Source organism: Ralstonia sp. PBBBR1 (genome assembly GCF_002256165.1).
Lineage (GTDB): Bacteria > Pseudomonadota > Gammaproteobacteria > Burkholderiales > Burkholderiaceae > Ralstonia > Ralstonia thomasii.
In genome coordinates this window covers 474,636-499,756 of record NZ_NKIL01000002.1, presented here as the reverse complement: position 1 = coordinate 499,756, position 25,121 = coordinate 474,636, and the positions used below count along the sequence as shown (strand labels likewise).

General features: G+C 63.2%; 20 protein-coding genes. 16 read left to right on the top strand and 4 right to left on the bottom strand.

Going from position 1 to position 25,121, the window contains the following annotated elements:
- Window positions 1-11: 11 nt before the first annotated feature.
- Window positions 12-488 carry a rhodanese-like domain-containing protein gene (locus CFE42_RS02375; RefSeq protein WP_004626360.1) on the bottom strand — a complete coding sequence of 159 codons (477 nt, stop codon included), beginning with the start codon at window positions 486-488 and terminating at the stop codon, window positions 12-14.
- Between the two features lie 472 nt (window positions 489-960).
- Between CFE42_RS02375 and CFE42_RS02370 the strand changes: the two genes are divergently transcribed.
- From CFE42_RS02370 to ntrC, 4 genes are all read left to right on the top strand, one after another.
- Window positions 961-2,376, top strand: a complete 1,416-nt coding sequence (locus CFE42_RS02370) for a 3-hydroxylaminophenol mutase (protein ID WP_004626362.1) — start codon at window positions 961-963, stop codon at window positions 2,374-2,376.
- A 158-nt stretch (window positions 2,377-2,534) separates the two neighbouring features.
- Window positions 2,535-3,059: a hypothetical protein gene (locus tag CFE42_RS02365; RefSeq protein ID WP_004626365.1), complete on the top strand. Its 525-nt coding sequence runs from the start codon at window positions 2,535-2,537 to the stop codon at window positions 3,057-3,059.
- A 7-nt stretch (window positions 3,060-3,066) separates the two neighbouring features.
- A complete protein-coding gene (gene glnL, locus CFE42_RS02360; protein ID WP_004626368.1) occupies window positions 3,067-4,269 on the top strand; it encodes a nitrogen regulation protein NR(II) in 1,203 nt (400 codons plus the stop codon).
- A 70-nt stretch (window positions 4,270-4,339) separates the two neighbouring features.
- Window positions 4,340-5,848, top strand: coding sequence for a nitrogen regulation protein NR(I) (ntrC, locus tag CFE42_RS02355; RefSeq protein ID WP_004626371.1), 1,509 nt, complete (start codon window positions 4,340-4,342; stop codon window positions 5,846-5,848).
- Between the two features lie 115 nt (window positions 5,849-5,963).
- Here the strand turns inward: ntrC and CFE42_RS02350 are convergent, their stop codons facing one another.
- Both CFE42_RS02350 and CFE42_RS02345 read right to left on the bottom strand, forming a co-directional pair.
- A complete protein-coding gene (locus tag CFE42_RS02350) occupies window positions 5,964-6,293 on the bottom strand; it encodes a hypothetical protein (RefSeq protein ID WP_004626374.1) in 330 nt (109 codons plus the stop codon).
- 168 nt (window positions 6,294-6,461) lie between these two features.
- Complete coding sequence (locus CFE42_RS02345; protein WP_004626375.1) at window positions 6,462-7,355, bottom strand: HAD family hydrolase; 894 nt, start codon at window positions 7,353-7,355, stop codon at window positions 6,462-6,464.
- A 197-nt stretch (window positions 7,356-7,552) separates the two neighbouring features.
- Here CFE42_RS02345 and ugpB point away from each other — a divergent pair, with 197 nt between their 5' ends.
- The 9 genes from ugpB (at window position 7,553) to zapE (ending at window position 19,786) form a co-directional block, all read left to right on the top strand.
- Window positions 7,553-8,869: a sn-glycerol-3-phosphate ABC transporter substrate-binding protein UgpB gene (gene ugpB, locus CFE42_RS02340; RefSeq protein ID WP_004626377.1), complete on the top strand. Its 1,317-nt coding sequence runs from the start codon at window positions 7,553-7,555 to the stop codon at window positions 8,867-8,869.
- Between the two features lie 76 nt (window positions 8,870-8,945).
- The gene (gene ugpA / locus CFE42_RS02335) at window positions 8,946-9,827 is read left to right on the top strand and encodes a sn-glycerol-3-phosphate ABC transporter permease UgpA (RefSeq protein ID WP_004626378.1); all 882 of its coding nucleotides are present in this window, start codon (window positions 8,946-8,948) and stop codon (window positions 9,825-9,827) included.
- Between the two features lie 18 nt (window positions 9,828-9,845).
- Window positions 9,846-10,694, top strand: coding sequence for a sn-glycerol-3-phosphate ABC transporter permease UgpE (gene ugpE / locus CFE42_RS02330; RefSeq protein WP_004626379.1), 849 nt, complete (start codon window positions 9,846-9,848; stop codon window positions 10,692-10,694).
- Window positions 10,695-10,704: 10 nt separating this feature from the next.
- Window positions 10,705-11,802, top strand: coding sequence for a sn-glycerol-3-phosphate import ATP-binding protein UgpC (locus tag CFE42_RS02325; protein WP_004626380.1), 1,098 nt, complete (start codon window positions 10,705-10,707; stop codon window positions 11,800-11,802).
- On the top strand, window positions 11,799-12,551 hold the full coding sequence (gene ugpQ, locus CFE42_RS02320; protein ID WP_004626381.1) for a glycerophosphodiester phosphodiesterase: 753 nt from the start codon (window positions 11,799-11,801) through the stop codon (window positions 12,549-12,551). The genes CFE42_RS02325 and ugpQ overlap by 4 nt, the downstream gene beginning before the upstream one ends.
- A gap of 291 nt (window positions 12,552-12,842) precedes the next feature.
- On the top strand, window positions 12,843-15,707 hold the full coding sequence (locus CFE42_RS02315) for a 2-oxoglutarate dehydrogenase E1 component (RefSeq protein WP_004626382.1): 2,865 nt from the start codon (window positions 12,843-12,845) through the stop codon (window positions 15,705-15,707).
- A gap of 134 nt (window positions 15,708-15,841) precedes the next feature.
- Complete coding sequence (gene odhB, locus CFE42_RS02310) at window positions 15,842-17,083, top strand: 2-oxoglutarate dehydrogenase complex dihydrolipoyllysine-residue succinyltransferase (protein WP_004626383.1); 1,242 nt, start codon at window positions 15,842-15,844, stop codon at window positions 17,081-17,083.
- Between the two features lie 67 nt (window positions 17,084-17,150).
- Window positions 17,151-18,587 carry a dihydrolipoyl dehydrogenase gene (gene lpdA, locus CFE42_RS02305; RefSeq protein WP_004626384.1) on the top strand — a complete coding sequence of 479 codons (1,437 nt, stop codon included), beginning with the start codon at window positions 17,151-17,153 and terminating at the stop codon, window positions 18,585-18,587.
- Between the two features lie 101 nt (window positions 18,588-18,688).
- Window positions 18,689-19,786 carry a cell division protein ZapE gene (gene zapE / locus CFE42_RS02300; RefSeq protein WP_004626385.1) on the top strand — a complete coding sequence of 366 codons (1,098 nt, stop codon included), beginning with the start codon at window positions 18,689-18,691 and terminating at the stop codon, window positions 19,784-19,786.
- A 27-nt stretch (window positions 19,787-19,813) separates the two neighbouring features.
- On the opposite strand, the gene CFE42_RS02295 is transcribed toward zapE, so the two are convergent.
- The gene (locus tag CFE42_RS02295; protein WP_004626386.1) at window positions 19,814-20,656 is read right to left on the bottom strand and encodes a 2-phosphosulfolactate phosphatase; all 843 of its coding nucleotides are present in this window, start codon (window positions 20,654-20,656) and stop codon (window positions 19,814-19,816) included.
- Between the two features lie 175 nt (window positions 20,657-20,831).
- Between CFE42_RS02295 and CFE42_RS02290 the strand changes: the two genes are divergently transcribed.
- From CFE42_RS02290 to ccoN, 3 genes are all read left to right on the top strand, one after another.
- Window positions 20,832-23,375: a heavy metal translocating P-type ATPase gene (locus CFE42_RS02290; protein WP_004626387.1), complete on the top strand. Its 2,544-nt coding sequence runs from the start codon at window positions 20,832-20,834 to the stop codon at window positions 23,373-23,375.
- Window positions 23,376-23,385: 10 nt separating this feature from the next.
- On the top strand, window positions 23,386-23,565 hold the full coding sequence (gene ccoS, locus CFE42_RS02285) for a cbb3-type cytochrome oxidase assembly protein CcoS (RefSeq protein WP_004626389.1): 180 nt from the start codon (window positions 23,386-23,388) through the stop codon (window positions 23,563-23,565).
- A 95-nt stretch (window positions 23,566-23,660) separates the two neighbouring features.
- Complete coding sequence (ccoN, locus tag CFE42_RS02280; RefSeq protein WP_004626391.1) at window positions 23,661-25,118, top strand: cytochrome-c oxidase, cbb3-type subunit I; 1,458 nt, start codon at window positions 23,661-23,663, stop codon at window positions 25,116-25,118.
- Window positions 25,119-25,121: the final 3 nt, after the last annotated feature.

Sequence of the window (25,121 nt, the reverse complement as noted above, 5' to 3'; positions counted from 1 at the left end):
ACCGGCGCGCCTCAGGCACCGTGCCAGGGCAGGCCTCGGAAACACCAGCCCTCCACGGTCTTGCGGTGGCCTTCGGTGTCTTTTGCACCCTCAAAACCTTCCAGCACATCCATTGCTGCCGCGTAACCGGCCTGTGCGGCGGCCGTTGCTGCATGCTTGGAGCGCGCTGCGCTGCGGCACAGGAACAGCACTGGCGCATCTTTTGGCACGGCAGCCTCGAGCGCGCTCAGGAAGTTGGCGTTGCGCGCGCCGCCCGGATACTGATTCCACTCCACGTGGACAAACTGGCCCGGCGAAATGTCGGGCGTGCCAACCCAGTCGAGTTCAGCGCGCGTGCGCACGTCCACCAGCCGCGCCTGCGGGTCGGCGGCCAACAACGCGGCAGCCTCTTGCGGCGACAGCGCGCCGAAGTACGGCAGTTGGTCTGCCTCACGGCGGGCGGCGGCAGCCTCTAGGAGGGACTCGCGGGTAAGCGTGGTGGCAGTCATGGTGATCAGGGGCGGGTGAAAGAGGAAGCAGCCATTCTAGCGCCGCCGTCACATAGCGCGGGTAAAAATCCCCGCGATGGTGCGTGCTCGATCTACTTGCACAAAAGAGGTGCTTATAGCATTTTCATGCACCGTTTATGTGCGTTGGCTATGCTGCTTGAACAGCCTTAGCCCTATCAGCGGGAATTCGGCGGGAGGCGGTTCGGCCGGATTGCAGGGCGTGCGCACCGTGTCAGGCATGGGCTGGCGCAGTGCTGCACTGTTTGCGGGAGAGCTTGCCTGTTGTTGGGCCGGAATTGGCATAGTTTCTGCTAAGATTCCCGCGGTCTTTTTCAGGGGCGTCCGTCCGTGTCGGACGACCTTGCTGGAAAGAAGATGTTTCGGAGTGAGGGCGGGTTGCGGCCGATTGCGCAGCGATCCGTCACACAACCGGCTCACAATACTTGCGTTATTGCGCTACCAGGAGAATGGCATGTCCCAAAGCATTGCAGACGTGATGAAGCTCGTGAAGGAAAACGACGTCAAATTCGTCGATTTCCGCTTCACCGATACCAAGGGTAAGGAGCAGCACGTCTCGGTCCCCGTTTCGCATTTCGACGAAGACAAGTTCGAAAGCGGTCACGCATTCGACGGCTCGTCGATCGCCGGCTGGAAAGGCATCGAAGCGTCGGACATGCTGCTGGTGCCGGATGCAAATACCGCGCACATCGACCCGTTTTACGAAGAGCCGACCCTGGTCCTGACCTGCGACGTGGTCGAGCCGTCGGACGGCAAGGGCTACGACCGCGACCCGCGCTCGATCGCCAAGCGCGCTGAAGCCTACCTGAAGAGCACCGGCCTGGGCGACACCGCCTACTTTGGTCCGGAACCCGAATTCTTCATCTTCGACGGCGTGACCTGGAACATCGACATGCAGGGTTGCTTCGTGAAGATCAATTCCGAAGAAGCTCCGTGGTCGTCGGGCAAGGAGTTCGAACACGGCAACTCGGGCCACCGTCCGGGCAAGAAGGGCGGCTACTTCCCGGTTGCCCCGATCGACACGTTCCAAGACATGCGCTCGGAAATGTGCCTGATTCTGGAATCGCTGGGTATTCCCGTTGAAGTGCACCACCACGAAGTGGCAGGCCAAGGTCAGAACGAAATCGGCACGAAGTTCAGCACGCTGGTGCAACGCGCCGACTGGACCCAGCTGCAAAAGTACGTGATCCAGAACGTCGCGCACACCTATGGCAAGACGGCGACGTTCATGCCGAAGCCGGTCGTGGGCGACAACGGTTCGGGCATGCATGTTCACCAATCGGTGTGGAAAGATGGCCAGAACTTGTTCGCAGGCAATGGTTACGCTGGCCTGTCGGAATTCGCGCTGTATTACATCGGCGGCATCATCAAGCACGCCCGCGCGCTGAATGCCCTCACCAACCCGGGTACGAACTCGTACAAGCGTCTGGTGCCGGGCTTCGAGGCTCCGGTCAAGCTGGCTTACTCGGCACGTAACCGTTCGGCTTCGATCCGCATTCCGTACGTTGCGAACCCGAAGGGCCGTCGTATCGAGACCCGCTTCCCGGATCCGCTGATGAACCCGTACCTGGGCTTCTCGGCGCTGCTGATGGCCGGTCTGGATGGCGTGCAGAACAAGATCCACCCGGGCGAAGCTGCCGACAAGAACCTGTACGACCTGCCGCCGGAAGAAGACGCAAAGATCCCGACCGTGTGCTCGAGCCTGGATCAGGCCCTCGAGTACCTGGACAAGGACCGCGAATTCCTGACCCGCGGTGGTGTGTTCTCCAACGCCATGCTCGACGCCTACATCGAGTTGAAGATGGAAGAAGTCACGCGCTTCCGCATGACGACGCACCCGCTCGAGTTCGAGATGTACTACTCGCTGTAATGTGCGAGCGCTCCGACCGATGTGTCGGGGCGAAGAGACGGTTGTGAGAGGAGGGGCGGCGCAGGTCGCCCTTCCTTTTTATGAAGCGGAGTTTTGTGGCTAGAATGAGCGTCCGCCGGACTCCGGCGCCCGATCGACGTATCCGCCAGGTTCCATTCATGTTCCGTCCTTCCCCACGCATCGCATCCGGGCTGCTTGCCGCCGCTGCGGCGGTGTTTGCCACGCTGTCCGTGCAGGCTCCCGCGTACGCCGATGACGTCTATCTGTGCACCGGTCCGAACGGCGTGCCGGAGTACCGCAACAGCGGCAACGTGAAGGGCTGCAAGAAGTTGACGCTGCCCGATGTGGTGACCGTGCCCGGCACGCGAAGCCCGCGCAGTGCGGGTGCTGCACCCGCACCGGCGCAAAACAATGCAGGCGGTGGCTTCCCCCGCGTGGACAACGCCACGCAGAAGGCGCGTGACGGCGAACGCCGCCAGGTGCTGGAAGCCGAGCTGGCAGACGAGGAGCGCAAGCTCCAGGCGTTGAAGACCGAATACAACAACGGTCAGCCCGAGCGCCAGGGCAACGAACGTAACTATCAAAAGTATCTGGACCGCACCGCGCAGTTGAAGGGCGACATCGAGCGCAGCCAGGCCAATGTCGATTCCATCCGCCGGGAGCTGGGCAATCTCAAGGACTAGATGAACCATGCGTCGACTGATCCGCAAAGCGGCACGCCGCGATGAACAGGAACAGACGACGCCATCCGCGCCGTCACCCTCCGCCGCCGGTGTGGAGGTCTCCGTAGGCGAGCCCATCGACGGGCCGCCGCCGATTCCGTTTTCACATGGTGCACCGCCATCATTCCCTGGGCTCGACGCGGTGCCCAATCCCATCCTCTTCGTCCGCCATCCAGCGCTGACGGTCTTCTACGCCAACCCCGCCGCGGAAGCCGCGTTGGCCGTGTCTCGCCGCCAGCTGGTGGAGATGTCGCTGTACGAGCTGTTTGCCGACCCGTCGGAGCTGGGCGAGATGATCGCCACCGTGGCGGCTCGCCAGTTCGATGCCAAGCGGCGCGACGTGTCACTTGAGCGCGTCGGCCATGAGCCGCTGCACGCGCACGCCGTCGTGGGCGCGCTCGACTTTGTGCCCGGATCGGTGCTGCTTGAGCTGCTGCCCAACGAGCAGAAGATCCGTAGCGAGCGCGAGGAGCGTCTGCTCGACCTGACTTCCGCCAACAAAGAGCTGATCCGCAACCTTGCGCACGAGATCAAGAATCCGTTGGGCGGTATTCGCGGCGCGGCGCAGTTGCTGGAGTTCGAACTGCCGGAGCGCTCGCTGCGCGAGTACACGCAGGTCATCATCAAGGAATCCGACCGGCTGCAGACGCTGGTCGACCGCCTGCTGGAACCGCACCGGCATCCACATATCGTTGGCGATGTGAACATCCACGAGGTGCTGGAGCGTGTGCGCTCGGTGGTGCTGGCGGAGTTTCCGCAGGGCTTGCGGATCGTGCGTGACTACGACGCGAGCCTGCCGGAGTTTCGCGGCGACAAGGAGCAGCTCATCCAGGCCGTGCTCAACATCGTTCACAACGCAGCGCATGCGCTGGGCCCTCGCATTGCGCAGGGCGATGGCGAGATCATTCTGCGCACACGCGTCGCACGCAAAGTTACGATTGCAAAACGTCTTTACAAGCTGGCATTGGACTTGCATGTAGTGGACAACGGTCCTGGTATCCCGGACGACATCCGCGAGCGAATCTTCTTCCCGCTGGTGTCCGGCAGGGAGGGGGGAAGTGGGCTGGGCCTGACACTCGCGCAGACGTTCGTGCAGCAGCACGATGGTCTGATCGAATGCGAGAGCAGGCCAGGCCAGACGGATTTCCGCATTCTCGTGCCGCTGCACTGAAGCGCCTCAGCTTCAATAACGCAGCGCGAGGCGGCCCAGGCGAGACGAAGTCAAGCAGACGAACCAACACATGAAGCCAATCTGGATAGTCGACGACGATCAATCCATCCGCTGGGTCCTTGAGAAGGCGCTGGCGCGTGAGAGCCTGCTCTCGCGCAGCTTTACCAACGTGCGCGATGCGCTCAACGCGCTCGACGAAGAAACACCGCAAGTTCTGATCTCGGACGTCCGTATGCCGGGCGGCTCGGGGCTGGATCTGCTGCAGGCCATCAAGGCCAAACACCCCGGACTGCCGGTCATCATCATGACCGCATATTCGGACCTGGACAGCGCCGTGGCGGCGTTCCAGGGCGGCGCGTTTGAATACCTGGCCAAGCCGTTCGACGTGGATCGTGCGGTCGAACTGATCCGCCGCGCGCTGGAAGAGAGCCTGCGCGAGGAGGAAATCGACGATCGCCTGAGCGATGCGCCTGAGATTCTCGGGCAGGCGCCGGCCATGCAGGACGTGTTCCGCGCGATCGGGCGGCTGTCGCAGTCCAACGTGACAGTGCTGATCACCGGCGAATCCGGCACGGGTAAGGAGCTGGTGGCACGGGCGCTGCATAAGCACAGCCCGCGTGCGAGCGGCCCCTTTATCGCACTGAACACCGCGGCGATTCCGAAAGACTTGCTGGAATCCGAGCTGTTTGGCCATGAGCGCGGCGCCTTTACTGGCGCGCAGACCATGCGCCGCGGCCGCTTTGAGCAAGCCGAGGGCGGCACGCTGTTCCTCGATGAAATCGGCGACATGCCGTTCGATCTGCAGACGCGCTTACTGCGCGTGCTGTCGGACGGCCACTTCTATCGCGTGGGCGGCCACAACCCGCTCAAGGCCAACGTGCGCGTCATCGCGGCCACGCACCAGAATCTTGAAACCCGCGTCAAGGACGGTCTGTTCCGCGAGGACTTGTTTCACCGCCTGAACGTGATCCGTCTGCGCTTGCCGGCGCTGCGCGAACGCCCGGAAGACATCACGCTGCTGGCGCGCCATTTCTTGCAGAAGAGTGCCAAGGAGCTGGGCGTGGAGCCCAAGCGCATGTCGGACGATGCGCTGGCGCATATCGCCACGCTGCCGTTCCCCGGCAACGTGCGGCAACTGGAAAACCTCTGCAACTGGCTCACTGTGATGGCGCCGGCGCAGACCATTGAAAGCAAGGATCTGCCCGCCGACCTGGTGCGAGGCAACGCGCAGATGCTACCGGTCATGGGCGAGGCCGCGGCTCGCCCAGCCTTCATCGGCGAGCCGTCGCATGGTGGCGAACCGTATGGTGTTACGCCGTCGGTCGATACGTTGCTCTCAAGCTCTGCAGCGGGGGCATCCATCGCAGCAGGTTGGGAGCGCGCGCTCGCGGGCGAGGCCAAGGCCATGCTCGAAGCGGGCCAGCCCGACGTCATGGACGCACTTACGCGACGCTTCGAGAAGGCGATTCTTGAGGCTGCGCTGGGTGTCACGCGCGGGCGCCGTGTTGAAGCGGCAACGCGTCTGGGCATCGGCCGCAACACCATCACGCGCAAATTGCAGGAGCTTGGCTTCGACTGACGTGCCGTCAGCGGGGCCAGTCCACTGGATATCGTCGAGCTTGGCGATTGGGATTGGGCGGATTTCCGATAAGGGAATCCGCCCTTTTTTTGGCGGCCGAGAATGCGTGCTGCGCTTAGTGCAGCTTGTGCTTGAGCTGCGACAGCTCTTCATGCGCGCGCATCACGGCAGATTCCACGGAATGGTCCACCTTGCCGCTGGCGTTCTGGCAGGCCATTTTTGCGCGGTCGGAACAGGCTTCGAGCTTGTCGATGGCTTCTACGAAAGTCAGCTGGTCTTCAGCGCCTTCCAGGCGCGAGTGGCATTGGCGGGCTTGGTCGTCCAGTTGCTGGATCGATTGCTTCAGCGCGTCAGGCACGTCCTTGTGCGAGGCGCAGGTCCGGGCCAGTTCGGCGATGGTGCTTTCCGCATGTTCAAAACGCTGGCGCAGTTTCTCTGGTTGCATGGGGGGCTCCTGTCGGTTGCGTTAAAAAGGCGTTGGCGCCGCATGCACCGTTATGAGGCCGTCACATGGTGCAAAGCGGTGCAACGCCCAATTTCGGCGCAAGCGGCATGCCGCGTGCGGCAAGCGACGCTGGGTCTCCAGCGCGTGTTGCGGTGCAGGAATGCCGTGTCAGTCGCGCGGCGCGGGGAGGGCTAGGGAACGCGCTTCCAGGATGCGCTCGGCGACTTCGGCAAAACCGCCGCCGCCTTCGGCCTCGGTGAGGTACGCGGGGGGCACGGGCAGCGTATCGATCACGTCCAGCACATTGGCCACACCCACCGAGAGCGGGAAGAACTCGAACATTGCCGCATCGTTGGCGGAGTCTCCCACGAACACCCAGCGTTCGCGCTCGGCATGCAGGTCGAGACCGAATGCGCGGCGCGCGAGCGACACGCTGGCGCTCAGCTTGTCGTGCTTGCCGAACCAGCCGTTGACGTGAATCGAACTGACGGTGGCGTGCATCCCGTGCGTACGCATGATGTCGACGATGTGCCGCACGGCGTGCTGCGGCAGCGGCGGGACTTGTTCGGCATGGTCGACGGCCAGATCCGCCGCGTGCCAGGCTTGATCCGTCGCCAGCGCTGAACCCGGCACGGCACGCCGGATCTCTGCACCCACTTCACGGATGCGCTCGAGGTTGCGTGCGCGCGTTTGCGCGTCGTCCACGAAATCGGTGGCCAGATGCCCGCGCGAATCGACGCGCATGGCAAACGCGCCGTTCTCGCCGATCACCGCATCGACGGGCCACAACCGCGCAATGACTTCGCACCAGGCAATCGACCGGCCGGTGACGGGCACGACCTTGATGCCGGCGCGATGCAAGCGCTCCAGCGCCGAGTACGTGTGCGCGGGCAGCTTGCCCTTCGTCGTGAGGGTTCCATCCACGTCGGTGAAGATGCCGGTGATATTGCGCAGTGCATCATCCGAGAGCTGATGCAGGGCCAGCGGAACACGCCGGTCGGCAACGAGGGGCGCGGTTCCAGGCGAGTCTGGAGCGGCAGGAGTGGTGGGTGGAGCGAGCATGCTGCGAGTGCAATAGAGAGTGTTTTCAGCCCATTCTAACGGCCGTTGCAAGCCAAACCTTGGAGGGATTTCCCGATTTCTTTGTGACAGAAAGCCAAGTAACATCCCGCTGTCATAAAAATGACCGACCGTGCATATACAGTCGGCGCGCCGTGGACGGTGCGAGGGAGCCCGCCGGGTCGAAACAAGGAGAAATGATGTCGATCAAGAAGATTGCGGGTGCGGCGGCAGTACTGGCCGCGTGTACGTTTGCGCAGGGCGCGTACGCAGTGACGGAAATCCAATGGTGGCATTCGATGGAAGGCGCCTTGAACGACAAGGTGAACGAGATCGCCACCAAGTTCAATGCCAGCCAGTCCGATTACAAGATCGTGCCGGTCTACAAGGGCCAATACGATGAATCGCTGGCTGCGGGCATTGCGGCGTTCCGCGCCGGCAATGCACCGGCCATCCTGCAAGTGTTCGAGGTTGGTACCGCAACGATGATGAACGCCAAGGGCGCCATTGTGCCGGTGGCCAAGATCATGAAGGACGCCGGCGAGAAGTTCGACCCGAAGGCCTATGTGCCGGCCGTGGCGGGCTACTACACGTCGAACAAGGGCGAGATGCTGTCGTTCCCGTTCAACAGTTCGACGACGATCATGTATTACAACAAGGACGCCTTCAAGAAGGCTGGCCTTGACCCGAACAAGCCGCCCGCAACGTGGCAGGAAGTGGCTGTCGATGCGGCCAAGCTGAAGTCAGCTGGTGTGCCCTGCGGTTACACGACCGACTGGCAGTCATGGGTGCATCTGGAGAGCTTCTCGGCGTGGCACAACGTGTCGTTCGCGACCGAGAACAACGGCTTTGGTGGCGCCAAGGCCCGCTTGAACTTCAACGGTCCGGTGCAGATCAAGCACATCGAGAACCTGCTCGACATGCAGAAGAAGGGCTACTTCACCTACGCCGGCCGCAAGGACGAGCCGAAGGCGAAGTTCATCGCGGGTGAGTGCGCCATGCACACGGGTTCGTCGGCAGCGCTGGCGAACATCCGCAAGAACGCCAAGTTCAACTTCAGCCCGGCACCGCTGCCGTATGAAGCCGGCGTGCCGGGTGCCCCGCAGAACACGATCATCGGCGGCGCTTCGCTGTGGGTGATGGGCGGCCACAAGGCTGAAGAGTACAAGGGCGTGGCGAAGTTCTTCACGTTCCTGTCGCGTCCGGAAATGCAGGCCGACTGGCACCAGTCGACGGGTTATCTGCCCGTGACGCTGGAAGCGTATGAGCTGACAAAGAAGTCCGGCTTCTATGAGAAGAACCCGGGCGCCGACGTGGCCGTCAAGCAGATGATCGTCAAGACGACCGACAAGTCGCGCGGCATTCGTCTGGGCAACTTCCCGCAGATCCGTCAGGTGATCGACGAAGAGCTGGAATCCGTCTGGGCGGGCAAGAAGACGCCGAAGGAAGCGCTGGACACGGCAGTGTCACGCGGCAACGAGCTGCTCGTCCGCTTCGAGAAGACCGTCAAGGAATAAGCGCCGATTCGGCGCTCGTCTAAACCGCCGGCCTCGTGCGCTCGCACCGGCCGGCGGTGCGTTTTTGGAATGTCGCATGGAAAAACGCGTCGTTTTCCGATCGCGCTGGCTGCCGTATGTGCTGGTCGCCCCGCAGATCGTCGTCACTCTGGTGTTCTTCTTCTGGCCCGCGGGGCAGGCGCTGTATCAGTCGCTGCTGCGCCAGGATGCCTTCGGCATCAACCTCGAATTCGTGGGGCTGGAGAACTTTCACGACCTGTTTGCCGATCCGACCTATCTCGGTTCGTTCAAGACCACGGCCGTATTCGCCATTGGCGTCGCGCTGGTCGGTCTCGGCACCTCGCTGGCGCTCGCGTACTTTGCTGATCGCGCGTTGCGTGGCGCCACGTTCTACAAGACCCTGCTGATCTGGCCGTATGCGATTGCACCGGCTGTGGCGGGTGTGCTGTGGAGCTTCCTCTTCAACCCGTCACTGGGCATCGTGTCGTTCATGATCCGCAGGATGGGCGTGGACTGGAACTTCGTGCTCAACGGCGGGCAGGCACTGACGCTGGTGGTCATCATCGCGGCGTGGAAGCAGATCAGCTACAACTTCCTCTTCTTCCTCGCGGGGCTGCAGAGCATTCCGAAGTCGCTGATCGAAGCGGCCGCCATTGACGGTGCCGGGCCGTGGAGGCGCTTCTGGTCGATCGTCTTTCCGCTGCTGTCGCCCACCACGTTCTTCCTGATGGTGGTGAACGTTGTGTATGCGTTCTTCGACACCTTCGCCATCATCGATTCGGTCACGCAGGGCGGCCCGTTCAAGGCGACGGAGACGCTGGTGTTCAAGGTCTACCAAGACGGCGTGCGCGGTCTGGATATCGGTGGATCGGCTGCACAGTCGGTGATCCTCATGGGCCTGGTGATCGTGCTGACGATCGTCCAGTTCCGTTACGTTGAACGCAAAGTCCAATACTGAAAGGAGGGCAGACGCACCATGATTGAACGCCGTCCGTTCCTGGACTTCCTCACCCACGTCGTGCTGATTCTCGGTGTGATCGTCGTGGCGTTTCCGGTGTACGTCGTATTCGTCGCGTCGTCGTTGACGGCCGAAGACGTGCTGCAGGCGCCCATGACGCTGATCCCCGGTCCGCATCTCATCGAAAACTACCGCACGGTGCTCACGTCGGGCATGGGCAACTCGGCCACGCCGGTCGGCACCATGCTCATGAACAGCCTGATCATGGCGTTGGGCATCTCGCTCGGGAAGATCGCGATCTCGATCATCTCGGCGTTTGCGATCGTCTATTTCAAGTTCCCGCTGCGCAAGACGTTCTTCTGGCTCATCTTCGTCACGCTGATGCTTCCGGTGGAAGTGCGGATCCTGCCCACGTACAAGGTGGTGTCGGATCTCGGCATGCTGAACAGCTACGCGGGCCTGACGATCCCGATCATCGCGTCGGCCACCGCCACGTTCCTGTTCCGGCAGTTCTTCCTGACGATTCCCGATGAATTGGCGGAAGCTGCGCGCATCGATGGCGCCGGCCCGCTCAAGTTCTTCTGGGATGTGGTGCTGCCGCTTTCGCGTACCAGCATCGCGGCACTGTTCGTGATCCAGTTCATCTACGGCTGGAACCAGTACCTGTGGCCGCTCCTGATCACGACGGAAAAGAGCATGACCCCCATCGTGCTGGGCGTGACGCAAATGATCTCCCGCTCCGGCGATTCCGCCACCGACTGGAACCTGCTGATGGCCACCGTGATGCTGGCCATGTTGCCGCCCGCGGCAATCGTGATCGGCATGCAGCGGTGGTTCGTGAAGGGCCTCGTCGAAACCGAAAAGTAAAAGAAGCAAGATGGCAAAACTTTCGCTACGCAACGTCCAGAAGCACTATGCCAACCTCCAGGTCGTGCACGGCATCGACATGGAAATCGGCGACGGGGAGTTCATCGTCATCGTCGGGCCCTCGGGCTGCGGCAAATCCACGCTGCTGCGCATGGTGGCGGGCCTGGAGCCCATCACCGGCGGCGAGGTATGGATTGGCGACCGCGTCGTCAACGAACTCGAGCCGGCCGAGCGCGATATCGCGATGGTGTTCCAGAACTACGCGCTGTATCCGCACATGAGCGTGTTCGACAACATGGCCTACGGGCTGAAGATCCGCGGCTTGCCCAAGAGCGATATCCAGGCGCGCGTGGAGCAGGCGGCGGGCATTCTTGAACTCGGCAAGCTCTTGGATCGAAAGCCGCGCCAGCTCTCGGGCGGCCAACGCCAGCGTGTGGCCATGGGCCGCGCGATCGTGCGTGAGCCGGCAGTGTTCCTGTTCGACGAGCCGCTCTCCAACCTGGACGCCAAGCTGCGCGTGCAGATGCGCCTGGAGCTGAAAGATCTGCATCGCCGCTTGCGCACGACGAGTCTGTACGTCACGCACGATCAGGTTGAGGCGATGACGCTGGCCGATCGAATGATGGTGCTCAACGGTGGCCGGGTCGAACAGATCGGCACACCGCTGGAGGTGTACTCGCGTCCGGCCAGCACGTTCGTGGCGGGCTTCATCGGCTCTCCGCCGATGAACCTCGTGCCCGTGTCGCGCAATGCGGGTGGTGGCACGCAGATTCGGGTGGACGGAGCGAAGGAGATCGATGCCGCCGCCACGCTCGGCCACTTGCCGATGGGCCTTCATCTGCCCGAGCGCGCGCTCATGGGTTTGCGTCCCGAACATATCGAGCCGTGCTCGGCTGACGAGGCCATCGCCTTCATCGACGTGCGCGTGGTGGAGGCCCTCGGCGCGGATGCATTCGCGTACGGCGCCCTGGCCGGCCATCCGGTCGTGGTCCGCCTTGAGCCGCACGCCAGCGTAAAGGCGGGCGACAAGCTACCCATCACCGCGTCGGCCGAGCATCTGCATTGGTTCGACCCCCAAACCACGCGCCGCATCGAGGCCCTGGCATGACCGGCGCGCGCGCATTGCCGGCGTGGCCGTATCCGCGTGCCATTGCTCACCGTGGGGCAGGGAAGCTGGCGCCGGAGAACACGCTGGCGGCCTTCCGCCACGGCGCCTCGTTCGGCTACCGCATGTTCGAATTCGACGTGAAGCTCTCTGGCGACAGCGCATCGGTCCTGTTGCATGACGCCACGCTGGATCGGACCACGAACGGCGCCGGCCGCCTCGATGCGCTCACGCTCGGGCAGATCGCGCAACTGGATGCGGGCAGCTGGCACAGCCCAGCCTACGCTGGCGAGCCAGTGCCCACGCTGGCCGCCATCGCGCGCTACCTGCGCGCCAACGGATTCCTCGCCAATATCGAGATTAAGCCGGTGCCGGGCGTCGAGTGGCGCACGGGCGCTGCTGTCGCGCTCGACGCCCGCACGTTGTGGGCCGGCGCCGAGGTGCCGCCGCTGCTGTCGTCGTTTTCCGAAGATGCGCTGGCTGCGGCGCGCGAAGCTGTGCCGGAATTGCCTCGCGCTTTGCTGCTCGACAAGCTCCCGGCCGATTGGCTCGATCGCCTGCGCGCATTGGATTGTGTTGCGCTCGACGCCAACCATCGCGAACTGACGCCCGAGATCATTGACCAGGCACACGCCGCAGGCTTTCGCGTCTGCTGCTATACCGTCAACGACCTGGATCGCGCGCACCTGCTTTGGAGCGCGGGGCTGGACGGTTTGATCACCGATTGGGTAGATCGTATTTCGCCCGCCTGAATGTGACGGAAGCATGGTTTTGATGTGGCATAACAAGGATCGTTTGTCACGTCAAAGAATCAGAATATTGCTTATAAACATGCTATGCTTCTGCCTCGTGAAGACTTAGGTCCTTCCCGCACAACTTGTCTGTAAAAGCTGTCTCGGTACCCCCTTTCTGCCATGCGCGATCCGGTCCGACCAGGTGATTTCAGGCGATTTAGTTTGCGATCCGCTAACCGGTCAAGCCGTGTCGCGGAAGGTTGATGAACCCGCTGAACTCCGGCAGACCCGGAGAAAAGTGAGCGCCCCATGACAGAGCTGTATAAGCAGTACCTGGACACTTCGTACCTGTCCGGCGGTAACGCCGCCTACGTTGAAGATCAGTACGAAGCGTACCTTCAAGATCCCACGTCCGTTAGCGAGGCACTGCGCGCGTACTTCGATGCGCTGCAGAACGTCCCCGCCGTCGACGGTTCCAACGCCCGGGATATCCCCCACGCCCCCATCGTCACATCGTTCGCAGAGCGCGCCAAGCATGGCCCGATCCGCACGATTGTCGCGTCTGCCGATTCCGATATGGGTCGCAAGCGCGTGGCGGCGACGCAGCTGGTGGCTGCCTACCGCAATGTGGGCCTGCGTTGGGCCGATCTTGACCCGCTCAAGCGTCAGGAGCGCCCCCCGGTTCCGGATCTGGACCCGGCTTTCTACGGTTTCACCGAAGCCGACCAGGACATCGTTTTCAACGCCAGCAATACGTATTTCGGCAAGGAATCGATGAGCCTGCGCGAGCTGGTCAACAACCTGCGCGAAACGTACTGCGGCTCGATCGGCGCTGAGTTCATGTACATCAGCGACCAGGCGCAAAAGCGCTGGTGGCAGGAGCGTCTGGAAACCATCCGCTCCAAGCCGACGTTCTCGGCTGAAAAGAAGAAGCACATCCTGGAACGCCTGACGGCCGCTGAAGGCCTCGAGCGTTTCCTGCATACGAAGTACGTCGGTCAGAAGCGCTTCTCGCTGGAAGGCGGCGAGAGCTTTATCGCGGCGATGGACGAACTGATCCAGCATTCCGGCGCCAAGGGCGTCCAGGAAATCGTGATCGGCATGGCCCACCGCGGCCGTCTGAACGTGCTGGTCAACACGCTGGGCAAGATGCCGGCCGACCTGTTTGCCGAATTCGAAGGCAAGCACGTGGACGACCTGCCGGCCGGTGACGTGAAGTACCACAAGGGCTTCTCGAGCGACGTGACCACCCCTGGCGGCCCCGTCCACCTGTCGCTGGCGTTCAACCCGTCGCACCTGGAAATCGTCAACCCGGTCGTGGAAGGGTCGGTCAAGGCGCGCCAGGAGCGCCGCGACGACAAGCACGGCGCGCAAGTGCTGGCTGTGCAAGTGCACGGTGACGCGGCCTTCGCCGGCCAGGGCGTTGTGATGGAAACGCTGAACCTTGCGCAAACGCGTGGTTACGGCACGGGCGGCACGATCCACATCGTCATCAACAACCAGATCGGTTTCACGACGTCGGACCCGCGCGACTCGCGCTCGACGCTGTACTGTACCGATGTGGTCAAGATGATTGAAGCGCCGGTGCTGCACGTCAACGGCGACGATCCGGAAGCGGTCGTGCTGGCCATGCAACTGGCCGTGGACTTCCGTACGGAGTTCCAGAAGGACATCGCGGTCGACATCATCTGCTTCCGCAAGCTCGGCCACAACGAGCAAGACACGCCGGCAATGACGCAGCCGCTGATGTACAAGAAGATCGGCACGCACCCTGGCACGCGCAAGCTCTACGCAGACAAGCTTGTCACGCAGAACACGCTGAAGGCAGAAGAGCCGGACGCCCTGGTGCAGGAATTCCGCGCCGCCATGGACGCGGGCAAGCACACGGTTGATCCGGTGCTGTCGAACTTCAAGAACAAGTTCGCAGTGGATTGGCTGCCGTTCCTGAACCGCAAGTGGACGGATGCAGCCGATACCGCCGTGCCGATGGCCGAACTCAAGCGTCTGGCCGAGCGCATCACCGCCATCCCCGATCACTTCAAGCTGCACCCGCTGGTTGAGAACGTCGTCAACAACCGCGCCAAGATGGGCAAGGGCGAGCAGGCGCTGGACTGGGGCATGGGCGAGCACCTGGCTTTCGCATCCCTGGTGGCGTCGGGCTACCCCGTGCGCATCACTGGTCAGGACGCTGGTCGCGGTACGTTCACGCACCGCCACGCCGTGCTGCACGATCAGAACCGCGAGCGTTGGGACGCCGGCAGCTACATCCCGCTGCAGAACGTGTCGGAAAGTCAGGCTCCCTTCACGGTGATCGACTCGGTGCTGTCGGAAGAGGCGGTGATGGGCTTCGAGTACGGCTATTCGTCGGCTGAGCCGAACACCCTGGTGATCTGGGAAGCCCAGTTCGGTGACTTCGCCAACGGCGCACAGGTGGTGATCGACCAGTTCATCTCGTCGGGTGAAGTGAAGTGGGGCCGCGCCTCGGGTCTGACGCTGATGCTGCCGCACGGCTACGAAGGCCAAGGTCCGGAGCACAGCTCGGCACGCCTGGAGCGCTACCTGCAGCTCTGCGCAGACCACAACATGCAAGTGGTGCAGCCGACCACGCCGGCGCAGATCTTCCACCTGCTGCGTCGCCAGATGATCCGGATGTTCCGCAAGCCGCTGATCATCCTGACGCCGAAGTCGCTGCTGCGCAGCAAGGACGCTGTGTCGCCGTTGTCCGACCTGGCCAAGGGCCATTTCGAGACGGTGATCGCCGATACGGCCGAAGATCTGAACGCCGCCAAGGTCAAGCGCGTCGTGGCCTGCTCGGGCAAGGTCTACTACGACTTGGTCAACGCCCGTAAGGAACGCGGTCTGACCGACACGGCCATCATCCGCGTGGAACAGCTCTATCCGTTCCCGCACAAGGCGTTCGCAGCCGAGCTGAAGAAGTATCCGAACCTCGCTGAAGTGGTGTGGTGCCAGGACGAGCCGCAGAACCAGGGCGCCTGGTTCTTCGTGCAGCACTACATCCTCGAGAACATGACCGAGGGTCAGAAGCTGGGCTACGCAGGCCGCCCGGCATCGGCATCGCCGGCCGTGGGCTACTACGCCAAACACAACGAGCAGCAAAAGGCGCTGATCGATGCCGCGTTTGGCAAGCTCAAGGGCTTCGTGCTGAACAAGTAAGCGACATCTGCACCAAGGCGGCAGCTTCGGCTGTCGCCTTGACGCATCTTCGCTCCCGAATTCCACCGTCTATCGAATTAGCGCGGCTCCCGAACGAGAGGAGCACGTGCACATGAATCCAAGGAAGCACCGAAATGGCTATCGTTGAAGTCAAGGTCCCGCAGTTTTCCGAGTCCGTTGAAGAAGGCACGCTGATCTCCTGGAAGAAGAAGCCGGGCGAAGCCGTGGCCCAGGATGAAATCCTGATCGAAGTCGAGACCGACAAGGTCGTGCTGGAAGTGCCGGCCCCGTCGGCCGGCGTGCTGGCTGAAGTGCTGGTGGCGGACGGCGCAACCGTGACGTCGGAGCAGCTGCTGGCCAAGATCGACACCGAAGGCAAGGCAGGCGCTGCTGCTCCGGCTCCCGCAGCCGCTGCACCGGCACCGGCACCGGCTGCCGCTCCGGCCGCTGCCGCTGCGGGTGGCGTGGCCATGCCGTCGGCTGCCAAGCTGATGGCTGAGAACAACCTGTCGGCTGGCCAGGTGGCCGGCACGGGCCGCGATGGCCGCATCACCAAGGGCGACGTGCTGGGTGCCGTAGCCGGTGGCGCCAAGCCGGCTGCTGCTGCCGCTCCGCAGGCTGCACGTCCGGCGCTGCAGCAAGTGGCTGCACCGGTGGACTTCGCCGCCCTGGGCGACCGTCCGGAAGAGCGCGTGCCGATGAGCCGCCTGCGTGCCCGTATTGCCGAGCGCCTGGTGCAGTCGCAATCGACCAACGCCATCCTCACCACCTTCAACGAAGTCAACATGAAGCCGGTGATGGACTTGCGCGCCAAGTTCAAGGACCAGTTCGAGAAGACTCACGGCGTGAAGCTGGGCTTCATGTCGTTCTTCGTGAAGGCGGCTGTCCACGCGCTGAAGAAGTACCCCGTGATCAACGCATCGGTTGACGGCAACGACATCGTCTACCACGGCTACTTCGACATCGGTATCGCTGTTGGCTCGCCGCGCGGCCTGGTGGTGCCCATCCTGCGCAATGCCGACCAGATGAGCCTGGCCGATATCGAGAAGAAGATCGCTGAATTCGGCCAGAAGGCCAAGGACGGCAAGCTGACGCTGGACGACCTGACCGGCGGTACGTTCTCGATCTCGAACGGCGGCACGTTCGGCTCGATGCTGTCGACCCCGATCATCAACCCGCCGCAATCGGCCATCCTGGGCGTACACGCCACCAAGGACCGTGCCGTGGTGGAGAACGGCCAGGTCGTGGTTCGCCCGATGAACTACCTGGCCATGTCCTACGACCACCGCATCATCGACGGCCGCGAAGCCGTTCTGGGCCTGGTGGCGATGAAGGAAGCGCTGGAAGACCCGGCCCGCCTGCTGCTGGATCTCTAATCGACCGCGTTGATGACACGAGACGCCGCCCACGCTGTGCGGCGGCGTCCGAATCGAGGATTTCTCCATGAGCAAAGAATTTGACGTGCTGGTGATCGGCGCCGGCCCCGGCGGTTACATCGCCGCCATCCGCGCTGGCCAGCTGGGCCTGAACGTGGCCTGCTGCGAAGACAACCCCTACGACGATCCGAAGGGCGAGCCGCGCCTGGGTGGTACCTGCCTGAACGTCGGCTGCATTCCTTCGAAGGCGCTGCTGGCCTCGTCCGAAGAGTTCGAGAACGTGAACCACCACCTGGCCGACCACGGCATCACGGTGGATGGCGTCAAGGTCGACGTGGCCAAGATGCTCAAGCGCAAGGACGACATCGTCGGCAAGATGACGAAGGGCATCGAGTTCCTGTTCCGCAAGAACAAGGTGACGCTGCTCAAGGGCCATGGCAAGTTCGTCGGCAAGACTGACGCCGGCTATCAGGTCGAAATCGCAGGCAAGGCCGGCACGGAAGTCGTGACCGCCAAGCACGTGATCATCGCCACGGGCTCGAAGGCTCGCCATCTGCCGGGCGTGAAGGTCGACAACGTGACCATTGCCGACAACGAAGGCGCACTGAAGTTTGGCGAAGTGCCGAAGAAGCTGGGCGTGATTGGCGCTGGCGTGATCGGCCTGGAACTGGGCTCGGTGTGGCGCCGTCTGGGTGCCGAAGTGACGATTCTCGAAGCGCTGCCGAGCTTCCTCGGTGCGGCGGACGAATCCGTTGCCAAGGAAGCCAACAAGCTGCTGACCAAGCAGGGCCTGAAGATCAACGTCGGCGTGAAGGTTGGCGAGATCGAATCTTCGGCCAAGGGCGTGAAGGTCAACTACACCGACGCTGCCGGCGCTGCGCAAGTGCTGGAGTGCGACAAGCTGATCGTGTCGATCGGCCGCGTGCCGAACACCGACAACCTGGGCCTGGAAGCGATCGGCTTGGCGGCGGATCAGCGTGGCTTTATCGAAGTGGACGACCACTGCGCGACCAAGCTGCCGAACCTGTGGGCGATCGGCGACGTGGTGCGTGGCCCGATGCTGGCGCACAAGGCAGAAGACGAAGGCGTGGCTGTGGCCGAGCGCATCGTCGGCCAAAAACCGCACATCGACTACAACTGCATTCCGTGGGTCATCTACACGTACCCGGAAATTGCATGGGTGGGCAAGACGGAGCAGCAGCTCAAGGCCGAAGGCCGTGAGACCAAGGCCGGCCAGTTCCCGTTCATGGCGAATGGCCGTGCGCTGGGCATGGGCGCATCCGACGGTTTCGTGAAGGTCATCGCCGATGCGAAGACCGATGAAATCCTGGGCGTGCACATCGTCGCAGCCAACGCCTCGGACCTGGTTGCCGAAGCCGTGGTAGCGATGGAGTTCAAGGCTGCGGCCGAAGACATCGGCCGTATCTGCCATCCGCACCCGTCGATGTCGGAAGTGATGCGCGAAGCTGCGCTGGCTGTCGACAAGCGTCAGCTCAATATGTAAATCGCAAGCCGCAAGGCAAGCACGATGCCCGGTGAATCCACAAGATTGCCGGGCATCGGTCCATTTGGGCCCGCAAATGGTGCCCCAAGCAGATTAAGCAGATGAACGTCCAGGAAACCTACCTACAGGAACTGAAGGCGCGCGGCTATCGACCAGATGAAGCGCAACAACGCGCCGTCGACCGCCTGCAGCGGTGTTACGACGAATGGGTTGCCTACAAGGCCCGTCGTTCGAATGCGCTGCGCAAGATGCTCGTGCGGCCCGATTTGCCGCGTGGCGTCTACATGTGGGGCGGGGTGGGGCGCGGCAAGTCGTTCTTGATGGATGCGTTCTATAGCTGCGTGCCGTTGGTGCGCAAGACGCGACTGCACTTTCACGAGTTCATGCGCGAAGTGCATCGCCAACTGGAAGAGCTGCGCGGTCGCGCCGATCCCCTGGACGAACTGGCCCGCCGCATCGCCAAGCGCTACCGCCTGATCTGCTTTGACGAATTCCACGTCAGCGACGTTGCCGACGCAATGATCCTGCATCGCTTGCTGGATCAGCTGTTTGCCAACGGCGTGCAGTTTGTGATGACGTCCAACTATCGGCCCGACTTGCTGTATCCGGACGGCCTGCATCGCGACCGCGTGCTGCCGGCCATTGCGCTGCTGCAGGAGAAGCTCGACGTCCTCAACGTCGACGCAGGCGTCGACTACCGCAAGCGGGCGATGGAGCAGGTGCAGGCGTACTACACGCCATTGGGCGCCAAGGCCAACTCGGCGTTGCGCGATGCGTTTGCGGCGGTGGCGGGAGTGCCGGACGAGTCGCCGGTGCTGCGCATCGAGCATCGTGAGATTCGCGCGGCACGCAAGGCCGGCGGCGTGGTGTGGTTCGATTTCGCCACGCTGTGCGGTGGTCCGCGCTCGCAAAACGATTACCTGGAAATCGCCTCGCGCTTTCACACCGTCATCCTGGCCGATGTGCCCAAGATGACGCCGCGCATGGCCTCCGAGGCGCGCCGTTTCACGTGGCTGATTGATGTCTTTTATGACCACAAGGTCAAGCTGCTGATGTCGGCGGAGGTGCCGGCAGACGAGCTGTACACCGAAGGCCAGATGGCCAACGAATTCCAGCGTACCGTGTCGCGCATCGTCGAGATGCAGTCGCGCGAATACCTCGAGGCACCTCGCCGCGAGGTGGACACGTCACTGACCTGATTTCGCCTGGTGCCGAGCCCCAGAGGCTTAGTGTGTCGTCGGCGGCGGGTTGCGGTGCGACGGCGGGGCCTGCGAGGGCCGCAGGCTTGCGCCAAAGAAGTCCTGCGGCAGGCGCTCGGTCTTGCGGTTGACGTTGCGGAACGCGCCTTCCACCAGCATGGGGGCGACGTTGCTCACATCGGTTTGCGAGGCCATGGTCACGTCTTCGGTAAAGCCGCGTTCGCACAGCTCGCGGCCCGATACCGAATCAAGCAGCCACGCTTTCATCATGCCGGTCTGCGACGCCTCGCGATAGATCGCGCGGGCCGCGAGCGCTTCCGGCGACAGCGCTTGCGGCAGGAACCCCGCCACCGTTTCCGACAGGTGGTGCACGATCGCACCGGCGGCCAGCCAGTCTTCCAGGGCTGGGCGCAGGCTGCCGTCGGCCCAGCGCTCTCCTGATGCCACCACGGCCACGCGTCGGCCCAGCCGCGAGGCCGCTTCAGCTACCGCACGCGCGTTGCGCAGGCAGCCAGCAAACGTCGGCGTCGATCCGGTGGCGAGTGCCAGCGTTGCCCCATTAGGCGAGGGCAGGACGAGGCTGCTGCCCATTGGCAATTCACGCAGCGACGCTGGCGAGAGCGTATAGCCCGCCTGGCTTCGGTTGTAGCCCGCCAGCATGGCACCTGCGCGGCGCGCGAAGGTTTCAGCGCTGGCGTCGCGCCATGGGTACGGATAGATCCGTGCCCCGCGCGCCACGGCCACGTCCACACAGGTGCAGAAGGACAGCACGTCCACGACGATGACGGCGTCGCAATGTGGCGCCAGCGCGGATGCTCCGTGCTCGCCCCATTCACAGTGGATGTTGTACAGGCTGAATTCGGTTGCCATGTCGCGCCCTCCTGTTTGCCTGGTTCAGCTATCCACTATAGGCGGCGATAATTTTTATGGGAAGGTAGGGTGGTTGGAGTGCCTTGAGAATCGCATTTTTCGCTGATTGTTATTGCGCCGTGCTTGATGCGCATCAAGGGCGTGCCGGGGGAAGCTGGCTAGCATCGTCCTCATAATGACGTCGACATTCGCCCCCATCCATCCAACCGCGCCGGTTGACGGCAAAGGCTCGCCTATTGGCCCGAGCAGGGCAGGCGCGTCGCACATCACCTGCTATCACTGCGCGTCGCCTCTGGAGGGCGCCACCGCTCTCCATGCCGACATCGGCGGCAAGTCCCGGGAATTTTGCTGTGCCGGCTGCCAGGCTGTCGCGCAAACGCTGCACGCCGCGGGCATGGGCCACGTCTATGACGGCCCGATCGCCTTCGCCAAGCCCATCGAAGGGGACCGCCGCACAGAAGCCGAAGCGGTTTGGGCGACCTACGATCTGCCGATCATGCGTGAGCGCTTCGTGCGCACACGCGCTGACGGTGCGGAAGAACTTTCCCTCGCCATCAGCGGCATGCGTTGCGCCGCATGCGTCTGGCTGATCGAGCGCGCGCTCTCGCGAGTGACAGGGGTGCGCGAGGTCACCGTCAATTACGCCACGGAACGTGCACGCATCGTCGGAGAAGCAGGGGTGATGCGGTTGTCCGCGGTGTTTGCCGCCATTGCCGACGTCGGATATGAAGCGTGGCCCGACCGGCCATCCGCCCGCCGCACTGCCGAGGCGCGTGAACGCCGCAGCCTGCTGATCCGGTTGGGGTTGGCAATGCTCGGCATGATGCAAGTCATGATGTACGCGTGGCCGGTGTACCTGCATGGCGGCGACATCCCCGTGAACCAGACCCGCCTGATGCAGTGGGCCAGCCTGGTGCTGACGGTGCCAGTGGTGTTGATTTCTGCGCGGCCCATTTTCATCAACGCGTGGCGGCAAGTGAGGCACGCGCACGTCGGCATGGACGCGCCCGTGGCGCTGGGGATCGGTGCCGCCTTCATTGCCAGCGTATTCGCCACGTTGCGCGGCCATGGCGAAACGTATTTCGATTCGGTGACGATGTTCGTCGCTTTCCTGTTGGCCGCGCGTTATCTCGAACTGCGTGCGCGGCAGAGCGCAGCTTCGGGCGCCGAGGCATTGGTCCGTCAGTTGCCGGCTACCTGCCGGCGCTTCAACGCCGTAAGCGGCGCCCTCGAAACGATCCCCGTTGCTACCTTGCAGCAAGGCGACTGCGTGGAAGTGCGCGCCGGCGAGGTCCTACCCGCAGACGGAACCATTGAACACGGCACCACCGAGATCGACGAATCGCTTCTCTCGGGTGAAAGCGTGCCGCGTCCGCGCGACGTGGGCGCGACCGTGCTGGCAGGCAGCTACAACGTGGTCAGCGCCATTCGCGTGCGTGTGAACCGCGTGGGCACCCAGACGCGCCTTGCCGCCATCGTCGATCTGCTTGAACGCGCCTTGACCGACAAGCCCCGCATGACTGAACTCGCCGATCGTGTCGCCGGGCGCTTTGTGGCAGTGCTGCTCGGCTGGGCGCTGCTCACCGCGATCGCGTGGTGGTGGATCGATCCGACACGCGTGTTTGCGGTCACTGTGGCGGTGCTGGTGGTGAGCTGCCCATGCGCGCTGTCGCTCGCCACGCCGTCTGCGCTGGCGGCGGCCAGCGGTGCGCTGGCACGGCGGGGTGTGCTGGTCACGCGGGGCCACGCCATCGAGAGCCTGGCAGCCGTGACGGATGTGCTGCTCGACAAGACCGGAACGCTCACCGAGGGGCGTTTGCGCTTGCTGAGCATCGAGACCTTCGCCGATGTGGATGCCGAGCACTGTCTTGCATTGGCATGCGCGATGGAGCAATCCGAGAACCATCCGATCGCCCAGTCGTTACGCGCCGGCACCTCGAATGCAATGCCGCTGCCCACGTTGGGGCGCGTGACAAACGTGCCGGGGCAGGGCGTGTATGCCATGGCGGAGAACCGCTTGATGCGTCTGGGCACGCAGTCGTTTGCGGCCACGCACTACGCAAACCAGCCGGTTGCCACCATCCGTTACGGCGCGGAAGCACCAATGGAGGAGGTGCCGCCGGCGGCCGCATGCACGTCGGTCTGGCTCGGCCGCGATGGCCAACCGCTCGCGCGCTTCACGCTGGCCGATACGCCACGCGCCGACGCGCCTGCATGCCTGGGCGCGTTGCGTGCACAAGGATTGCGCTTGCATCTCGTTTCCGGCGATGCGCCTGAAACCGTGCACTGGTGGGCCAACCGCCTGGGCATCGACCACGCCGTGGGCGGGTCCAGCCCCGAAGACAAGCGCGCCTACGTGCATAAGCTGCAGGCAGACGGCGCCCGCGTGCTGGCCGTCGGCGATGGCATCAACGATGCGCCGTTGCTCGCACAGGCGCAGGTCTCCATCGCCATTGGATCAGGTGCGCCGTTGGCTCAGGCCGGTGCCGATGCCATCCTGACCGAACCGCGTCTGATTGCCATCAGCGAGGCCGTGTCGATTGGCCGCCGCACGTTGCGCGTGGTGCGCCAGAACCTCGGCTGGGCCTTTGCCTACAACGCGATCAGCATTCCGATGGCCACGCTCGGGTGGCTCTCGCCGCTGGCCGCTGGCATCGGCATGTCGGTGTCATCGCTGCTGGTGGCGCTCAATGCGTGGCGCCTGTCGCGCGCGGTCTAGGAGGGCTGCCATGGAAACCCTGTTCCTGCTGATTCCGTTGTCGCTGATGCTCGTCGTGGCGATCGTCGGTGCGCTTTGGTGGGCCGTCGGCTCAGGGCAGTACGACGATCTGAGAGCGCCTGCTGAATCGATTCTGCTGGACCCCGATACCCCTGCACGCGACGCAGTGTCGCGGGACGGAACTGCCTGACCACATTGCCGGGGTTGCCTTGATGCACGTCAAGACTCTTTGGCGGCCCGGTTCTTAACATGACCACATCACACCAATTATCGTGGGGAGCAAGCATGGAATCGTCCAGCGCGTTGCAGCACACCCAGACCTTCAACTATCGCGTGGTACGCCAGTTCTCGATCATGACGATCGTCTGGGGCATCGTCGGTATGGCGGTCGGTGCGCTGATCGCGGCCCAGTTGATCTGGCCGCAACTGAATTTCGGGGTGCCCTGGCTGTCCTACGGCCGGCTGCGTCCTCTGCACACGAATGCCGTCATCTTTGCGTTTGGCGGCAGCGCGCTGTTTGCAACGTCCTACTACATCGTGCAGCGTACCTGCCAGGTGCGCCTGCTTTCCGACAAGCTTGCCGCCTTCACGTTCTGGGGCTGGCAGGCAGTGATCGTGGCTGCCGCCATCACCCTGCCGCTGGGCTACACAAGCTCGAAGGAATACGCTGAGCTGGAATGGCCGATCGACATCCTGATCACCGTGGTGTGGGTGGTCTACGCGATCGTCTTCTTCGGCACCATCATCAAGCGCAAGACCCGGCACATCTACGTGGCCAACTGGTTCTTCGGCGCTTACATCATCACGATCGCGCTGCTGCATATCGTCAACAACGCTGAGTTGCCCGTGTCGATGTGGAAGTCATACTCGGCTTATGCCGGCGTGCAGGATGCGATGGTGCAATGGTGGTATGGCCACAATGCAGTGGGCTTCTTCCTGACCACCAGCTTCCTGGGCATGATGTATTACTTCGTGCCGAAGCAGGCCGAGCGCCCGATCTATTCGTATCGCCTGTCGATCGTGCACTTCTGGGCGCTGAACTTCACCTACATGTGGGCGGGTCCGCACCACCTGCAGTACACGGCGCTGCCCGACTGGGCCCAGTCGCTCGGCATGGTGTTTTCGCTGATCCTGCTGGCGCCGTCGTGGGGCGGCATGATCAACGGGATCATGACCCTGTCGGGTGCCTGGCACAAGCTGCGCACCGATCCGATCCTGAAGTTCCTGGTCGTGGCGCTGTCGTTCTATGGCATGGCGACGTTCGAGGGCTCGATGATGTCCATCAAGACCGTGAATGCGCTGTCGCACTACACCGACTGGACAATCGGCCACGTGCACTCCGGCGCCCTGGGCTGGGTGGCGATGATCACTATCGGTTCGATGTACTACATGATCCCGCGCCTGTTCGGCCAGCAGAAGATGTACAGCACGCGACTGATCGAGGTGCACTTCTGGGTGGCGACCATCGGCGTTGTCCTCTATATCGCCGCCATGTGGGTCGCCGGCGTGATGCAGGGCCTGATGTGGCGCGCCACCGAGGCTGACGGCACGCTGACCTACAGCTTTGTCGAGGCGGTCAAGGCAACGTACCCGTTCTACCTGATTCGCTTGGCTGGTGGCCTGTGCTTCCTGGGCGGCATGCTGCTGATGGCATTCAACGTGTTCAAGACCATCCAGGGCAGCAAGGCGATCGATGCACAGATTCCTCAATCGGCCCAGACCCCGATGGTCGCGGCTCAGTGAGGA

Coding starts and splice junctions, on each gene's coding strand:
- CFE42_RS02325 (WP_004626380.1), top strand. CDS start 10,705: ATGGCAAAACTTTCGCTACGCAACGTCCAGAAGCACTATGCCAACCTC.
- odhB (WP_004626383.1), top strand. CDS start 15,842: ATGGCTATCGTTGAAGTCAAGGTCCCGCAGTTTTCCGAGTCCGTTGAA.
- CFE42_RS02345 (WP_004626375.1), bottom strand. CDS start 7,355: ATGCTCGCTCCACCCACCACTCCTGCCGCTCCAGACTCGCCTGGAACC.
- CFE42_RS02290 (WP_004626387.1), top strand. CDS start 20,832: ATGACGTCGACATTCGCCCCCATCCATCCAACCGCGCCGGTTGACGGC.
- ugpA (WP_004626378.1), top strand. CDS start 8,946: ATGGAAAAACGCGTCGTTTTCCGATCGCGCTGGCTGCCGTATGTGCTG.
- CFE42_RS02375 (WP_004626360.1), bottom strand. CDS start 488: ATGACTGCCACCACGCTTACCCGCGAGTCCCTCCTAGAGGCTGCCGCC.
- CFE42_RS02370 (WP_004626362.1), top strand. CDS start 961: ATGTCCCAAAGCATTGCAGACGTGATGAAGCTCGTGAAGGAAAACGAC.
- glnL (WP_004626368.1), top strand. CDS start 3,067: ATGCGTCGACTGATCCGCAAAGCGGCACGCCGCGATGAACAGGAACAG.
- ugpE (WP_004626379.1), top strand. CDS start 9,846: ATGATTGAACGCCGTCCGTTCCTGGACTTCCTCACCCACGTCGTGCTG.
- ccoS (WP_004626389.1), top strand. CDS start 23,386: ATGGAAACCCTGTTCCTGCTGATTCCGTTGTCGCTGATGCTCGTCGTG.
- CFE42_RS02295 (WP_004626386.1), bottom strand. CDS start 20,656: ATGGCAACCGAATTCAGCCTGTACAACATCCACTGTGAATGGGGCGAG.
- lpdA (WP_004626384.1), top strand. CDS start 17,151: ATGAGCAAAGAATTTGACGTGCTGGTGATCGGCGCCGGCCCCGGCGGT.
- ccoN (WP_004626391.1), top strand. CDS start 23,661: ATGGAATCGTCCAGCGCGTTGCAGCACACCCAGACCTTCAACTATCGC.
- CFE42_RS02350 (WP_004626374.1), bottom strand. CDS start 6,293: ATGCAACCAGAGAAACTGCGCCAGCGTTTTGAACATGCGGAAAGCACC.
- ugpB (WP_004626377.1), top strand. CDS start 7,553: ATGTCGATCAAGAAGATTGCGGGTGCGGCGGCAGTACTGGCCGCGTGT.
- CFE42_RS02365 (WP_004626365.1), top strand. CDS start 2,535: ATGTTCCGTCCTTCCCCACGCATCGCATCCGGGCTGCTTGCCGCCGCT.
- zapE (WP_004626385.1), top strand. CDS start 18,689: ATGAACGTCCAGGAAACCTACCTACAGGAACTGAAGGCGCGCGGCTAT.
- ntrC (WP_004626371.1), top strand. CDS start 4,340: ATGAAGCCAATCTGGATAGTCGACGACGATCAATCCATCCGCTGGGTC.
- ugpQ (WP_004626381.1), top strand. CDS start 11,799: ATGACCGGCGCGCGCGCATTGCCGGCGTGGCCGTATCCGCGTGCCATT.
- CFE42_RS02315 (WP_004626382.1), top strand. CDS start 12,843: ATGACAGAGCTGTATAAGCAGTACCTGGACACTTCGTACCTGTCCGGC.